This is a genomic window from Pseudomonas fitomaticsae, assembly GCF_021018765.1.
Taxonomy (GTDB): domain Bacteria; phylum Pseudomonadota; class Gammaproteobacteria; order Pseudomonadales; family Pseudomonadaceae; genus Aquipseudomonas; species Aquipseudomonas fitomaticsae.
Genome location: NZ_CP075567.1, coordinates 5,593,621 through 5,608,910, shown reverse-complemented (window position 1 = coordinate 5,608,910; position 15,290 = coordinate 5,593,621). Strand labels below are relative to the sequence as shown.

The window sequence follows — 15,290 nt, the reverse complement described above, 5'->3', positions numbered from 1 at the left end:
TCGGTTTCGAGGCGCGCAGGGTGACTGAAACAAATGACGATGCCGTGACACAGGACAGCCATCGGTCGATTGACGGGTTATTTGTCGCAAAGGCTAGGGCAGTCGGGGAGGGTTTCGGTAGAATCCGCGCCGCGGTCGTCGGTCTGGCGTTCGCCATACCGGTCTAGATTGAGGTCTGTGATGTCGCTGCACTTGATGACGCTGTTTACCGCCCATCCCGCCAAACTGATCAACCTGCTGGCACTGCTGTTGGCCTTCCCCGGCAGTTGGCTGCTGCACGCGACCCGTCGCCGTGAACAGCGGGCGATGGCCAGTATCGCGGCCCAGCGTCAGAGTCAGCCGAATCAGGAGCCGGTGCTCGATTGGGCGACCCTGCGCATGAACCGCTTTTTCTACCGCTTCGGTTTTGCCTGCCTGGGCCTGGCGTTGCTGGTGTCCTGGATCAGTACCCGCTTCTGAACGAAAAACGGCGCCCGAAGGCGCCGTTCTTGTATCTGGCTGAAACCGCTTACAGCGGCAGGCCAGCCTTGACCCGGTACTGATTGCGTACCGGCGTCGCATATTGCAGCACCAGATACGGACGATGCTCCTCAGGGCAGGCGTCCAGACGGCGTTGCCATTCTTCCTGGGCCTTGGCCAGTTCCTCGGCACCGAACACTTCGGCAGCCTTCGGCACGTTCAGTTGCGGATCGGCATCGGCCCACTGCGCGTACGCCAGGTAATGCACCGGGAACAACCGGTAGCCGCCGAGAATCTGCTTGTCCATCTCGACCGCCAGTTGCTTGGTGTCCTCGAACAGCTCGGTGATCGGCGCGGCGAAGTTCACGTGCACCCGGCCCTTGTAGCCGGTGATGCCCTTGGCGATGCTCACGTCATCCTCGCCCGGCGCCTTGCTGTAGGTGCCGGTGGTGGCGCGGATGTACAGCTCGCGGGCCTTGGCCTGGTCGCACGGGTCGTATTCGTAGCTGATCGACACCGGCGTCAGGTTCAGCGACTGGATGACCTCGCCAAACGGCTCGTCCTTGCGGCTCATGTGGAACATCTTGAGGATCGCCGACTCGGTACGGTCGTCGCCGTCCTTCGCGCGGCCTTCGGCCTGGGCGATCCAGATCGAGGCGCAGTCGTTGCGGATCGAGTGGTTGATGTAGGCCGACAGCAGTTGGTAGGCGGCCATTTTCTCGCGGCGCCCGGTGATCGAACGGTGAACGATGAAGCTCTTGTTCAGGCGCATCAAATCGCTGACGAACGGCTTTTGCAGCAGGTTGTCGCCAATCGCGATGCGTGGCGTCGGCAGGCCTGCGTGGTACACCGCATAGTTGACGAAGGCCGGGTCCATCACGATGTCGCGGTGGTTGGCGATGAACAGATAAGCGCTGCCGGACTTGAATTGCTCGACACCGGTGTAGGTCACGCCGTCGGTGGCGCGCTCGATGGTGTGGTCGACGTAGAACTCGACTTTGTCCTGCAACGTCGCCACGGAGGTCACGTCGGCGAACTCACGACGCAGCCGATGGGCTATAAGTGGTTTGAGCATCCAGCCGAAGGCACCGGCGAAACGCGGGAAGCGGAAGTGGGTGAGGATATCTAGAAACGCCTTGTCGCCGAGCAGTCTTGCCAGTACCGCAGGTACTTCGCTGTCGTCGTAAGGTCGGATGGCATCGAATTCGCCCATCATGCTCTCTTGTTGGAAACGGCTAGGGTAAGTAAAGGTTTTGATCGAAAACCAACGGGGCACGGTCTGAAAAAGTAGCCAGACAAAAATAGCCCTGCAAATAGACCGGCGATTATACGCACAAGTCACCCGGGAGACCGCGATGCTGGAAACCGAGCATTATCAATGTCCATATTGTGGGGAAAGATGCGAAGCCGTTCTGGATCTTTCCGCAGGAGACCAGGAGTACACAGAGGACTGCCCAGTCTGTTGCAAGCCGATTACCTTCAAACTGCAAACCGACGGCCATGAATGGATGCTCGATGTTTATAGCGAAAACGAGTGAGGCGCGCCCATGCAGCGAATCTACGAGCCGGAAAACCTGATGGAAGGCGAGATGCTCAAGGGCATGCTGGCCAGCGAAGGCATCGAGGCGCATCTGGTCGGGCGCGATCTGCTGGGCGGCACGGGCGAGTTGCCGATCTTTGGCCTGTTGGGCCTGTCGGTCGATAACGACCAGGCCGAATACGCCCGCGAGCTGATCAGTGCGTACAATGCCGCGCTGCCGCTGCCCGGCGATGAACCGGACAGCTATCCCGGGACACTGGTCTGTTAGGCTGGCGTTCGTTTTATTTGTGAGTCGTGCTGCCCCATGTGTGGACGTTATGCCCTGTTTCGCTGGAACCGCGATTTCGCGAACCTGCCAGGTTTTCCTGCCGATCAGCAGGCGCAGTGGAACATTTCCCCCAACGATTCGGTGTTGATGCTGCGCGCCGAACCCGACGGCCAGCGCACGCTGGCCCGCGCCCGTTGGGGGCTGACACCGCCGTGGCTGACCGACATGTCGCGCACGCCGGCCCATGCCCGGGCCGAAACCGTCGCCGAACAACCGATGTTTCGCGAAGCCCTTCGACTGCGTCGTTGCCTGCTGCCGGCCAACGGGTTCTACGAATGGCGCGGCACCACGCGCAAGCGCCCGTACTGGCTGACGCCGGGGGAAGGGGCTTCGTTGTTTTTTGCGGCGATCTGGGAAGCGTATCCGGTGCAGGAGCAAGTCTGGCTGAGCACGGCGGTGATTACCCAGCCTGCGGCCAGTCAGCGCCGGCCGTTGATTCTTGATGAGGCGGGGCAGGCGGCGTGGCTTGATCCTGAAACGCCGTTGCATGTCCTGCAGGGTTTGCTCGCCAGCGAACCCGCCGCCTTGCGCGAGCGGGTGCTGGCGAACCTGGTCAATGATCCGAAACTCAACGGGCCGGAGTGCCTGACTCCGGCCTGATCGGTCAGACCTTGAACTGGTTGATCAACCGCCGCTGCTGCTCAGCCAGTTTGGTCAGGTCCGCACTCGCCGAACTCGATTCATCCGCACCACCGGCCACTTCGTTCGCCACCTGACCGATATTGATCACGTTGCGGTTGATGTCGTCGGCCACCGCGCTCTGTTCTTCGGCGGCGCTGGCAATCTGGGTGTTCATGTCGTTGATCACCGATACCGCCTGGGTGATGGTCTCCAGCGCCTCGGCTGCCTTGGCCGCGTGTTGCACGCTTTCGTCGGTTCGGTTCTGGCTGTCTTCCATGACCCGCACCACATCGCGGGTGCCCTGTTGCAGTTGCTGGATCATGCTCTGGATTTCTTCGGTGGCCTTCTGGGTCTTCTGCGCCAGGTTGCGCACTTCATCGGCCACCACCGCGAAACCACGTCCTTGTTCACCAGCGCGAGCCGCTTCAATCGCCGCGTTGAGGGCCAGCAGATTGGTCTGCTCAGCGATCCCGCGAATGGCGATGAGGATTGCGTTGATGTTTTCGCTGTCCTTGGCCAGGGTCTGCACCACGTCCACGGCCTTGCCGATTTCCACGGCCAGCACGCCGATCGAATTCGACGTGTCGCGCACGATCTGCATGCCCTGACTGGCCGCCTGATCGGCGTGGCTGGCGGCTTGCGCAGCCTGGGTTGCGTTGCGCGCCACGTCTTGCGCGGTGGCGGTCATTTCCTGCACGGCGGTGGCGACCTGATCGATCTCGGCCATCTGCTTCTGAATGCCGATATTGGTACGGATCGCGATGTCCGCCGTGTGCTCCGAAGAATCGCTGACGCTCTGTACCGACGACACCACCTGCGTGATCATCCCCTGCAATTTGGCGAGGAAGGTATTGAAGCCTTTGGCGATCGAGCCGAGTTCGTCTTTGCGGTCGCTGCTCAATCGACGGGTCAGGTCGCCTTCGCCCTGGGCGATGTCATCGAGCATGGTCACCATCTGTTTGAGCGGACGAGCGATGCCATGGCCCACCAGCCAGATCACCAGCAAACCAAGGCCGGCGATGATCAGGCCAACCATGGCCATGCCGAAGGTGTCGGATTTGCGCTGGGCGTCGAGGTCGCCTTGCAGCTTTTGCAGGTCGGCCATCACCGCGTCGAGCGGCAGTTGCAGCATCAGTGTCCAGCGCGCATCGGTCTGGCCGATGCCGAACGGCAGGTACAACTCGATCCGGCCCGACTCCTTATTGACGGTGTAAGTCACTTCGCCACGCTTGAGATTGGCCATGTTGGCAATCTGCTGGGCGTCGAGAATGTCGCTGACCTTCTCGCCGAATTTGCTCGGGTCCTTGGTGTAGGCAACGATCCGGCCGTTGCCGCCGATCAGGGCCATTTGCCCGGCGCCGCTGTACAGCTTCTGGTTGGCGCCCAGGAGCATTTCCTGAATGAAGTTCACCGACAGGTCGGCGCCGACGATGCCCTGGAACGCGCCGTTGAGCATGATCGGTTCAATGAAGGAGGCAAGCATGACGATCTTGTCGCCGACCTTGTAAGGGGCGGGATCGATCACGCAGGATTTCTTGGTTTCTTTCGAGCACAGGTAGTACTCGCTGGCGCGCACGCCGGTGGACAGGACTTTCTGGTCGTCGACGTCCACCAGTTTGTCCAGGCCCAGGGTGCCGTCGTCGTTACGGAACCACCACGGCAGAAAGCGCCCGTTGGCGGCGTCGATGCCGACCACACTGGTGCCGACGTAGGCCGAATCGTTGTGGTCGAGTGCGTTCTTTTCCCAGCCGATGTAGGTGCCGAGAATCTTCGGGTTCTTCTCGACGTTTTCCTTGATCAGGCTGATCAGTTGCTCACGGCTGACGGTCAGTCGCGGCTGGCCATCGGCGCCCGGCGTGCCGAGCAGGGCGTTGACCCGTACCAGTCCACCGGCAATCAGCAGCGGCGCTTCGAGCTCGCGCTGGATCTGGCTGACCTGGGTCTGTGCCAGCGACGTCAGGCGCTGTTCGATGACTTGCTCGAACTGGGCCTGGGTCCGCTGCTGGACCATCTCCTGGGTGCGGGCGCCGGAAAACAGCGCATACAGCACCAGCGCGGCGACTACGCTGAGTACGATGGCGCCGGCCAGGGCGGCCACGGAAAACTGGATCGACTTGAACTTCATGGGAGCTCCGCACGCGAGAGGACGTCTGCGCTGTTGTATCGGCAGCCACTATTGCGCCATGAGGTTCAGGGTGAGTAATTACAGCCGGATGTCGCAAATGGAGCAGTGCGCGACGCAGTTGTAGAGTGGATGTGAAATTTTTCCTACAGGGCTGACGGGCGACTTCTGAAAGTGCGTGCAACACGTCCGTTGTATCTGGCGCCAATACAATTACCCGCCTAGGATACGCGGCAGGTTTTCAGGGAGCTTTTGAATGAACAAGACATTGGTTGTAGGTGCACTGAGCGCAGCGCTGTTGCTGGCCGGTTGTCAGTCGGTCAACACCACCAGCGGCGGTGCCGTGGGTGTGGAACGCAAGCAGTACATGTTCAGCATGCTGTCCTCGCAAGAGGTCGACCAGATGTATGCCCAGTCCTATCAGAAGACCGTGGGCGAGGCGTCCAGCAAAGGCGTGCTGGACAAGACCAGCAACGATGCCAAGCGTATTCAGGCCATCGCCAACCGGCTGATCGCCCAGGCGCCGAATTTCCGTCCGGATTCGGCGCAGTGGAAGTGGGAAGTGAACCTGATCAAGAGCGACGAACTCAACGCCAACTGCGGTCCTGGCGGCAAGATCATTTTCTACACCGGGCTGATCGACAGCCTGAAACTCACCGACGATGAAATCGCTGCGGTCATGGGCCATGAAATCGCCCACGCCTTGCGCGAGCACGGACGTGAAGCGATGTCCAAAGCCTATGGCATCGAAATGGCCAAGCAGGGCGCCGGTGCGTTGCTCGGTCTGGGTCAGGACAGCCTGGCGCTGGCCGATACCGTGGCCAACTACGGCATGACCCTGCCCAACAGCCGCGCCAACGAAAACGAAGCCGACCTGATCGGTCTGGAGCTGGCCGCACGTGCCGGGTACAACCCGAACGCTGCGATCACCCTTTGGAACAAGATGAGCAAGGCGTCTGAAGGCGCGCCACCGGAGTTCATGAGCACTCACCCGGCTTCGTCCAGCCGGATCGCTTCGCTGGAGGCGGCCATTCCGAAGGTCATGCCGCTGTACGAAAAAGCGCCCAAGTCCTGAAACAAATGATCGCTCCCACACTGGGTGTGGGAGCGATCTGCCGGATCAAACCCAGCCGCTGCTCTGCATCGCCTTGTACACCGCGACGATCGCCAGGATCAGGAACGCCGAGGCGGCCAGTCGACGGATCAGGGTCAGTGGCAGTTTCTCCGCTGCAAAATTCCCCGCCAATACCACCGGCACGTTGGCGATCAGCATGCCCGCCGTCGTACCGATGATCACCAGCCACAGTTCCGGGTATTGCGCAGCCAGCATCACGGTGGCGATCTGGGTCTTGTCACCGATTTCCGCGAGGAAGAACGCAATCAGCGTGGTCAGGAATGGCCCGAACTTGCGGGCGGTGCTGGCTTCATCGTCATCCATCTTGTCCGGTACCAGCGTCCACAGGGCGGTGGCGGCGAAGCTCGCGGCAAGAATCCAGTGCAGGACCGAATCGGAGAAGAAACTGCCGAACCAGGCACCGACCGCACCGGCTGCCGCGTGGTTGGCCAGGGTCGCAGCGACAATACCGGCAATGATTGGCCAGGGTTTGCGGAAACGAGCGGCGAGAATCAGCGCGAGCAGTTGCGTCTTGTCGCCGATTTCGGCCAAGGCAACGATTGCGGTAGGAACGAGTAACGAGTCCAGCATCAGGATTTCCTAAGGGGCGGGTCGACACGGCTATGACACGTACAGCCTTCCCGCCCCGGGTAAGGTGTGCGTGTCATAGGTCTTGTCAAACCCTGCGATCCGTCTGCTGCGGACGCTTGGGTCGCATACGCCATGATCTGAGGATCAAGTATGTTGACGTATGCCGGACGAGCTTGGCGCTCGTGGGAGACTACTCCCCTAGGACGGAGCGGATTCTGCCTTCGCAAATCCGATTGAGCAAGCGTCTTTTTTAAAAGAAGTTTCAGCCGCGCTTGGCCCGGTAAATCCGGAAACCATTGCCTTCGGCCTTGATCGCGCAGACCCCGAGATGCTCCTCGATCAGCGGTTGATACTTCAGGAAGCTGTTGGCAACCAGGCGAAGTTCGCCGCCGTTTTTCAGATGTTTGGCTGCTTTTCGCAGCAAATTCTCGGTGGCGAAATAATCGGTATGCACGCCGACATGGAATGGCGGGTTGCTCAGAATCGCGTTCAAACCCATCGGCGCGGCGTCAATGCCGTCACCGGTCAGCACCTCGGCTTCCAGACCGTTGGCGGCCAGGGTCAAACGGCTGCTGGCGGCAGCGAAGGCATCAACGTCGAGCAACGTGACCTGATTGTGCGGGTAACGACGCTTGACCGCCGCACCCAGCACGCCGGCGCCGCAACCGAAGTCCAGCAAGTGACCGCTCGGCAGTTTGTCCAGATGTTCCAGCAGCAGGGCGCTGCCACGATCCAGTCGGCCATGGCTGAACACACCCGGCAGGCTGATGACCTTCAACGGGCCTTCGGCCAGCGGCAGTTCGTAAGTCTGCGCCAGGCTTTCCAGCGGTTTGGCTTCGGGAGCGTTGGCCACGGTCACTTGCCACAACTGGCAATGGCGCGCGCTGTCGAGCTTGCGCGGCTTGCCGAACGGGTTGAGCTGTTTGGAGGCGCCTTCGATGCCGCTGCGTTTTTCCCCGACCAGATACACCTCACGCCCGGCCAGGCGCGAAGCCACGGCATTGAGGATGTAATCGGTCAGGTCCTTGGCCTTGGGCAGAAACACCACGGCGGTGGTGAATTCGCGTTCCGGCACGTTCACGCCAAAATGGCTGCGGCCCTCGAAACGCGCATCGAGCGCGGCCTGATCGCCGGCATGCCAGCACCAGCCAAACGCATCGGGCAGGCGCCCCAGCAGATCATCGGCAGGCAACCCGGCCAGCAACACCGAACCCTGGAATAACTCGGCCTGACGAAGCAGTACTTCACTGCGCGGATCCATAACTGCTCCTGTGAAAAAAAGTGCCGCAGTTTATCAACTGACGACCCGCAGCGCCTTACCGCTGTAGAACGCCTGGGTGTTTTCCACCAGTTGGCCGACGATTCGCTGCCGCGCTTCGCGGCTGCCCCAGGCGTTGTGCGGGGTGACGATCAGGCGCGGGATATCGGCGGCCAGCAGCGGATTGCCGTTGGTCGGTGGTTCGACGCTCAATACATCGGTGGCTGCGCCGCCCAGATGACCGTTGCGCAGGGCATCGGCCAGAGCCTGTTCGTCGATCAGCCCGCCACGGGCGGTGTTGACCACGAAAGCACCGGGTTTCATCGAGGCGAGTTCGCGGGCGCCGATAAAGTGCCGGGTGTGTTCGTTGAGCGGGCAGTGCAGGGTGAGAGCGTCGATCTGTGGCAGCAATTCTTCCAGCGGCAGACGATCCGGACGGGCAGGGCGCCCTGGAATCTGTCCCAGCAGCACGCGCATGCCAAAAGCTTCGGCCAGACGCGCGACCGCGCCGCCGAGTTCGCCGTGTCCGAGCAGACCCAGGGTTTTGCCTTCCAGTTCGACGATCGGGTAATCCAGCAGGCAGAACTGTTTCGCCTGCTGCCAGCGGCCTTCGCCGACGGCTTTTTGATAGTCCGCCAGACGCGTGGCGAGATTGAGCAGCAGCATGATCGTGTGCTGCGCCACCGACGGTGTGCCGTAACCCTGACAGTTGCATACGGTGATGCCGTGGGCGCGGGCGGCGGCCAGATCGACGTTGTTGGTGCCGGTGGCGGTGATCAGGATCAGCTTCAATTGTGGATTGGCTGCCATGGTGGCGGCATCGATCAGGATCTTGTTGCTGATCGCCACCGTCGCGCCTTGCAGGCGTTCGCTCACCTGTGCGGGCAGCGTCTGGGCGAACAGTTGCAGATCGCTGAAGCAGTCACGCAAAGGGTTCAGATCGAGATCGCCAAGATCCAGCGACGGGTGATCGAGGAATACGGCGCGGTGGGCGTTCGTCATCAACTGTACCTGTTGTGCTTTGAAGGGAAGGCGTAATCTGCCGAGCCTACCAGATGAAACAACTCGTTACGCTTGGCCGAAAGGAGCCTCCATGTACTGGACCGAATTCTTGACCGTTGCCCTGATCCACCTGTTGGCCGTTGCCAGCCCCGGTCCTGATTTCGCCGTGGTGGTGCGCGAAAGCGTGACTCACGGTCGACGCGCCGGGACCTGGACGGCGCTGGGCGTGGGCACGGCGATTTTCCTGCACGTCGGTTATTCGCTGCTGGGGATCGGGCTGATCGTTTCCCAATCGATCGTGTTGTTCAACGCGTTGAAATGGGCGGCGGCCGCGTACCTTCTGTACATCGGCTTCAAGGCCCTGCGTGCGCAACCGGCGAAAACCGTGACCGATGATCTGCACAAAGAAGCCGGCGAACGCACCGCACGTGGCGCCTTCACCTCGGGTTTCGTGACCAACGGACTGAACCCGAAAGCCACGCTGTTCTTCCTGTCGTTGTTCACTGTGGTGATCAACCCGCACACACCACTGACCGTACAGGCGGGTTACGGGATCTACCTGGCGGTGGCTACTGCGATCTGGTTCTGCCTGGTAGCCATGCTGTTCAGCCAGCAGCGCGTGCGCGCCGGTTTCGCCCGCATGGGCCACTGGTTCGACCGCACCATGGGCGCGGTGCTGATCGCCATCGGCGTGAAACTCGCATTCACCGAGATGCATTGATCCTCTCGTGCGGTAACGAATTCCGGCAAATGCTGGCGTAAAGCTAGCATTTGTCCGGTTCTGCAAATCATTCCTTTGGCTGATTTGGCTGTCACGCAACGGTTCTAGAGTACGAATCTCTCCATCAAAACCGTGCAGTCAGAAAAGGGATTCTTATGTTGCAGACTCGCGTTATTCCGCCCGCCGAAGGGGCGTACCAGTATCCACTGCTGATCAAACGGCTGCTGATGTCCGGTGCCCGTTACGAGAAAACACGCGAGATCATCTACCGTGACCAGCTGCGCTACAGCTACCCGACCCTGATCGAACGCGTCGCGCGGCTGGCCAATGTGCTGACGGCGGCTGGGGTCAAGGCCGGTGACACCGTGGCGGTGATGGACTGGGACAGCCATCGCTACCTGGAGTGCATGTTTGCGATTCCGATGATCGGCGCGGTGATTCACACCATCAACGTGCGCCTGTCACCGGAGCAGATCCTCTACACCATGAACCACGCCGAGGATCGCTTCGTGCTGGTCAACAGCGAGTTCGTCGGGCTGTACCAGGCCATCGCGCCACACCTGACCACGGTGGAGAAAACCCTGCTGCTGACCGACCTGCCGGAAAAAAACGCGGATCTGCCGAATCTGGTGGGCGAGTACGAACAACTGCTGGCGGCCGCGAGTCCGCAGTACGATTTCAAGGATTTCGACGAGAACTCGGTCGCCACCACGTTCTACACCACGGGCACCACCGGCAATCCGAAAGGCGTGTATTTCACCCATCGGCAACTGGTGCTGCACACCATGGGCGTGTCGACCATCATGGGCGCCATCGACAGCGTGCGGCTGCTGGGCACCAACGATGTGTACATGCCGATCACCCCGATGTTCCACGTGCATGCATGGGGCCTGCCGTATGTGGCGACCATGCTCGGGCTCAAGCAGGTTTATCCGGGGCGTTACGACCCGGAATTCCTGGTCGAGTTGTGGCGCAAGGAAAAGGTCACGTTCTCCCATTGCGTGCCGACCATCCTGCAGATGGTGCTCAACGCCAAGGGCGCGCAAGGCACCGATTTTGGCGGCTGGAAAATCGTCATCGGCGGCAGTGCGCTCAATCGCACACTGTATGAAACGGCCAAGAGCAAAGGCATTCAACTGACGGCCGCGTATGGCATGTCGGAAACCGGGCCATTGGTCTCTTGCGCGCATCTGAACGATGAATTGATGGCGGGCACCGAAGACGAGCGCACCACCTACCGGATCAAGGCCGGCGTGCCGGGGCCATTGGTCGAGGCGGCCATCGTCGACGGCGACGGCAATTTCCTCCCGGCCGACGGCGAGACTCAGGGCGAACTGGTACTGCGCGCGCCGTGGCTGACCGAGGGTTACTTCAATGAACCGCAGAAGGGGGCCGAGCTGTGGGCCGGCGGCTGGCTGCACACCGGTGACGTCGCCACGCTGGACAGCATGGGCGTGATCGACATCCGCGACCGGATCAAGGACGTGATCAAGACCGGCGGCGAATGGATCTCCTCGCTGGACCTCGAAGACCTGATCAGCCGCCACGTCGCGGTACGTGAAGTAGCAGTGGTGGGCATCGCCGATCCGCAGTGGGGCGAGCGCCCGTTTGCCTTGCTGGTGGTCCGTGAAGGGCACGCCATCGGGGCACGCGAGCTCAAGGAACACCTCAAGCCATTCGTTGAGCTGGGGCACTTGAGCAAGTGGGCGATTCCGAGCCAGATCGCGCTTGTTACTGAAATTCCCAAGACCAGTGTCGGCAAGCTCGACAAGAAGCGCATCCGCCTCGACATCACCGAATGGCAGGCCAACAACAGCACCTTCCTCTCGACGCTCTGAGCGTCCCCTGGCGCGCCGAAAACGGCGCGCCAGACCCACCAAGCAAGCGCTTGGCTTGTGAAATCCGAATTTTCAGCCATCCTTGCCGTGCCGACATGTGTCGGACTGGCGAAAGGACTGTTCCAGAGTGGCCGGCAGCTGCAAATCACACTTTAGAGGGATCAAGCAGTACCACCTGCTGGCTATAGTCCGCTCAAGGATTTTTAAGAACGGGGCACACGCACAAACGGGGCGATGCAACATTGAAGCGATTTCGGGAAGCCTCTGGCGCCCGGTCCTTCAGGCGTTTTTAAAAGTACTCAATGCCATAACAATAATGCACATGGAGTAGCGTCGATGACCTCAGTAAACCAGTTCTGGCGCCGGGCAAAGCTGCCTCTGGCCGTCAGTCTTGCTTCTTCGCTCGCCGGGCCCGCATTCGGCGTCAGTTTCAACGTCGGTGAAATCGAAGGCCAGTTCGACTCCTCCCTGTCGATCGGTGCCAGCTGGTCCACCCAGAGCCCGAACAAGAACCTCATCGGCGTCAACAACGGCGGTCACGGTCTGTCCCAGACTTCCGACGACGGCCACGCCAACTTCAAGAGCGGCGAAACCTTTTCGAAGATCTTCAAGGGCATCCATGACCTCGAACTGAAATACGGCGACACCGGCGTGTTCGTCCGTGGCAAATACTGGTACGACTTCGAACTGAAGGACGAGAGCCGCCAGTTCAAGGACATCAGCGACAGCAACCGCAAGGAAGGCGCCAAGTCCGCCGGCGGCCAGATCCTCGATGCGTTCGTCTACCACAACTATGCGATCGCCGATCAGCCAGGCTCCGTGCGTCTGGGCAAGCAGGTGGTGAGCTGGGGTGAAAGTACCTTCATCGGTGGCGGCATCAACTCGATCAACCCGATCGACGTGTCCGCGTTCCGTCGTCCGGGCGCCGAGATCAAGGAAGGCCTGATTCCGGTCAACATGTTCTACGTGTCCCAGAGCCTGACCGAAAACCTGTCCGCCGAAGCGTTCTACCAGCTCGAGTGGGACCAGACCGTCGTCGACAACTGCGGCACCTTCTTCTCCCAGCCGGACATCATTGCCGACGGCTGCACCGACAACCTGCGCGTGTTGAACAAGCGCTCGCAGATTCCGGCCATTGCCCTGGGGCCATTGGCGGCCAACGGCGTCAACGTCAACGAAGAAGGCGTGCTGGTGCCACGCGGCGGCGATCGCGATGCGCGGGACAGCGGCCAGTGGGGCGCGTCCCTCAAGTACATGTTCGAACCGCTGGACACCGAATTCGGTGCCTATTTCATGAACTACCACAGCCGTGCGCCGATTTTCAGTGCCACCGGCGCACCGCAATCGGTCTACAACACCGTCGCTGCATTGCCAAGCGCGTTCCAGGCGCTCGGGCCGCTGTTGGTCGCGGGCAACTCGAAATACTTCGTCGAATACCCTGAAGACATCCGTCTCTACGGTCTGAGCTTCTCCACTACCTTGCCTACCGGTACAGCGTGGAGCGGTGAAATCAGTTATCGCCCGAATGCGCCGGTACAACTGAACTCCACCGACATCCTGTTCGCCGGTGTGCGTCCATTGGGCGGTCCGTATGCGAACGCCTCGTTGCTCAACGGCGTACCGGGCCAGGACCTGCATGGTTACGAGCGCAAGGAAATCACTCAACTGCAAACCACCTTCACGCACTTCTTCGATCAGGTCATGGGCGCGAGCCGTCTGACGCTGGTGGGTGAAGTGGGCATGACTTACGTGGGCGGTCTGGAGAGCCGGTCCGACAAGCGCTATGGCCGCGATCCGGTCTACGGCCCGGGCGAATTGCCAGCCACCGGTACCACCAACACCTGCGTCAACATCCTCAACAACGGCACCATCAATGGCGCCGGGCCTGGCTCACCGCAGAACAACCGCAGCCGCAACTGCGACAATGACGGCTTCACCACGTCGATGTCCTGGGGCTATCGCGGTCGGGCGATCTGGGAATACAACGACGTGTTCGCCGGCGTGAACCTCAAGCCGAACGTGGCCTGGTCCCACGACGTCAGCGGCTACTCGCCAGGCCCTGGCGGCAACTTCGAGGAAGGTCGCAAGGCCGTGAGCCTGGGTGTCGATGCCGAGTACCAGAACACCTACACCGCGAGCCTGGCCTACACCAACTTCTTCGACGGCAAGTACACCACCGTGGATGACCGCGACTTCGTGGCGCTCAGCCTCGGCGTGAACTTCTAAGCACTGCATTTCAGGACGAACGAATTTATGAAAATAACAAAGAGTCTGTTCCACGCCGGTGTTCTGGGCCTGTCGCTGCTGGCGACCGGTGTCATGGCGGCGGTGCCTGCCGCCGAAGCGGACAAACTGGGCAAGAGCCTGACCCCGATGGGCGCCGAAATGGCCGGTAACGCCGACGGCTCGATCCCGGCCTGGAAACCGCTGCCGAAGAATGCCGGCAGCGTTGACAGCAAGGGTTTCCTGTCCGATCCGTACGCCAGTGAAAAGCCGTTGTTCACCATCACCAAGCAGAACGTTGACCAGTACAAGGCCAAACTTGCACCGGGTCAGTACGCGATGTTCCAGCGCTACCCTGAAACCTTCAAGATGCCGGTCTACCCGTCCCATCGCGGCGCTACCGTGCCGGATGCGGTATTTGCCGCCATCAAGAAGAACGCCACCACCACGACGCTGGTGTCGGGCGGCAACGGACTGGAGAACTTCGATACCGCCGTGCCGTTCCCGATTCCGAAAACCGGTGTGGAAGTGATCTGGAACCACATCACCCGCTATCGCGGCGGCAGCGTGACCCGTCTGGTGACCCAGGCCACGCCGCAACCGAACGGCTCGTTCAGCCTGGTGTACTTCCAGGACCAGTTCGTGTTCCGCGACAAGATGAAGGATTACGATCCGGCGAACCCGGGCAACATCCTGTTCTACTTCAAGCAGAAGGTGACCGCGCCGGCACGTCTGGCCGGTGGTGTGCTGCTGGTGCATGAAACCCTCGATCAGGTGAAGGAACCGCGTTCGGCGTGGGTCTACAACGCCGGTCAGCGTCGTGTACGTCGCGCACCGCAAGTGTCCTATGACGGTCCGGGTACTGCGGCCGATGGCCTGCGGACTTCCGACAACCTGGACATGTTCAACGGTGCCCCGGACCGTTACGACTGGAAACTGGTCGGCAAACAAGAGATGTACATCGCCTCCGACAGCTACAAGCTCGACGATCCGAAGCTCAAGTACACCGACATCATCAAGGCCGGCCACATCAACCAGGATCTGGCGCGTTATGAACTGCGTCGCGTCTGGCACGTGACCGCGACCCTGAAGGAAGGTCAGCGTCACATCTACGCCAAGCGTGACTTCTTCATCGACGAAGACACCTGGCAAGCGGCCGTGATCGATCACTACGATGGTCGCAATCAGCTGTGGCGCGTGGCGGAAGCGCATTCCCAGGACTACTACAATGTGCAGGTGCCTTGGTACACCCTGGAAACCCTCTACGATCTGCAGTCCGGTCGTTATCTGGCGCTGGGCATGAAGAACGAAGAGAAGTCGGCGTATGACTTCGGTTTCACCGCCACCACCAGCGATTTCACCCCGGCCGCCCTGCGTCAGGATGGTGTTCGCTAAGCTCCTGTAAACCGAGGCCGCATCCTCGTGAAAACGCCCCGACCGGTTCGGGGCGTTTTTTTGCCTGGCACTTTTTCA

14 protein-coding genes, 1 pseudogene and 1 riboswitch are annotated in these 15,290 nt (G+C 60.8%); of the genes and pseudogenes, 9 read left to right on the top strand and 6 right to left on the bottom strand.

The genetic code is table 11. From position 1 onward, the window contains the following. Positions 1-180: 180 nt before the first annotated feature. A complete protein-coding gene (locus KJY40_RS25325; RefSeq protein WP_007951673.1) occupies positions 181-459 on the top strand; it encodes a hypothetical protein in 279 nt (92 codons plus the stop codon). Between the two features lie 49 nt (positions 460-508). On the opposite strand, the gene KJY40_RS25320 is transcribed toward KJY40_RS25325, so the two are convergent. Beyond that, on the bottom strand, positions 509-1,675 hold the full coding sequence (locus tag KJY40_RS25320; protein ID WP_230733454.1) for a 1-acyl-sn-glycerol-3-phosphate acyltransferase: 1,167 nt from the start codon (positions 1,673-1,675) through the stop codon (positions 509-511). 139 nt (positions 1,676-1,814) lie between these two features. Here KJY40_RS25320 and KJY40_RS25315 point away from each other — a divergent pair, with 139 nt between their 5' ends. Genes KJY40_RS25315 through KJY40_RS25305 form a run of 3 tightly spaced genes read left to right on the top strand, consistent with a single transcriptional unit; the run spans position 1,815 to position 2,927 of the window. Beyond that, positions 1,815-1,997, top strand: a complete 183-nt coding sequence (locus KJY40_RS25315) for a CPXCG motif-containing cysteine-rich protein (RefSeq protein ID WP_230733452.1) — start codon at positions 1,815-1,817, stop codon at positions 1,995-1,997. 9 nt (positions 1,998-2,006) lie between these two features. Beyond that, a complete protein-coding gene (locus tag KJY40_RS25310; protein WP_011335895.1) occupies positions 2,007-2,267 on the top strand; it encodes a putative signal transducing protein in 261 nt (86 codons plus the stop codon). Between the two features lie 36 nt (positions 2,268-2,303). Then, complete coding sequence (locus KJY40_RS25305) at positions 2,304-2,927, top strand: SOS response-associated peptidase (protein ID WP_007951669.1); 624 nt, start codon at positions 2,304-2,306, stop codon at positions 2,925-2,927. Between the two features lie 4 nt (positions 2,928-2,931). Here KJY40_RS25305 and KJY40_RS29850 read toward each other — a convergent pair whose 3' ends face one another. Both KJY40_RS29850 and KJY40_RS29845 read right to left on the bottom strand, forming a co-directional pair. Beyond that, positions 2,932-3,675: a methyl-accepting chemotaxis protein gene (locus KJY40_RS29850; RefSeq protein WP_371857322.1), complete on the bottom strand. Its 744-nt coding sequence runs from the start codon at positions 3,673-3,675 to the stop codon at positions 2,932-2,934. Positions 3,676-3,789: 114 nt separating this feature from the next. Next, a pseudogene (locus tag KJY40_RS29845) lies at positions 3,790-3,984 on the bottom strand (HAMP domain-containing protein); the annotation flags it as partial. A 1,342-nt stretch (positions 3,985-5,326) separates the two neighbouring features. Between KJY40_RS29845 and KJY40_RS25295 the strand changes: the two are divergent. After that, on the top strand, positions 5,327-6,145 hold the full coding sequence (locus KJY40_RS25295; protein WP_230733447.1) for a M48 family metallopeptidase: 819 nt from the start codon (positions 5,327-5,329) through the stop codon (positions 6,143-6,145). Between the two features lie 45 nt (positions 6,146-6,190). Here KJY40_RS25295 and KJY40_RS25290 read toward each other — a convergent pair whose 3' ends face one another. The 3 genes from KJY40_RS25290 to KJY40_RS25280 all read right to left on the bottom strand — a co-directional run bounded on the left by KJY40_RS25290 (position 6,191) and on the right by KJY40_RS25280 (position 9,035). Then, positions 6,191-6,775, bottom strand: coding sequence for a TMEM165/GDT1 family protein (locus KJY40_RS25290; protein ID WP_007956837.1), 585 nt, complete (start codon positions 6,773-6,775; stop codon positions 6,191-6,193). An 87-nt stretch (positions 6,776-6,862) separates the two neighbouring features. Continuing rightward, positions 6,863-6,987: riboswitch (yybP-ykoY riboswitch) on the bottom strand. Between the two features lie 50 nt (positions 6,988-7,037). Beyond that, positions 7,038-8,036: a class I SAM-dependent methyltransferase gene (locus KJY40_RS25285; RefSeq protein WP_230733445.1), complete on the bottom strand. Its 999-nt coding sequence runs from the start codon at positions 8,034-8,036 to the stop codon at positions 7,038-7,040. 33 nt (positions 8,037-8,069) lie between these two features. Beyond that, positions 8,070-9,035, bottom strand: coding sequence for a 2-hydroxyacid dehydrogenase (locus KJY40_RS25280; RefSeq protein WP_230733443.1), 966 nt, complete (start codon positions 9,033-9,035; stop codon positions 8,070-8,072). Between the two features lie 91 nt (positions 9,036-9,126). Here KJY40_RS25280 and KJY40_RS25275 point away from each other — a divergent pair, with 91 nt between their 5' ends. From KJY40_RS25275 to KJY40_RS25260, 4 genes are all read left to right on the top strand, one after another. Continuing rightward, positions 9,127-9,756, top strand: a complete 630-nt coding sequence (locus KJY40_RS25275; RefSeq protein ID WP_230733441.1) for a LysE family translocator — start codon at positions 9,127-9,129, stop codon at positions 9,754-9,756. A gap of 155 nt (positions 9,757-9,911) precedes the next feature. Next, positions 9,912-11,594, top strand: a complete 1,683-nt coding sequence (locus KJY40_RS25270) for a fatty acid--CoA ligase (RefSeq protein ID WP_230733439.1) — start codon at positions 9,912-9,914, stop codon at positions 11,592-11,594. 336 nt (positions 11,595-11,930) lie between these two features. Next, positions 11,931-13,820, top strand: a complete 1,890-nt coding sequence (locus tag KJY40_RS25265) for a DUF1302 domain-containing protein (RefSeq protein ID WP_230733438.1) — start codon at positions 11,931-11,933, stop codon at positions 13,818-13,820. A 27-nt stretch (positions 13,821-13,847) separates the two neighbouring features. Next, a complete protein-coding gene (locus KJY40_RS25260; RefSeq protein WP_230733436.1) occupies positions 13,848-15,212 on the top strand; it encodes a DUF1329 domain-containing protein in 1,365 nt (454 codons plus the stop codon). Positions 15,213-15,290: the final 78 nt, after the last annotated feature.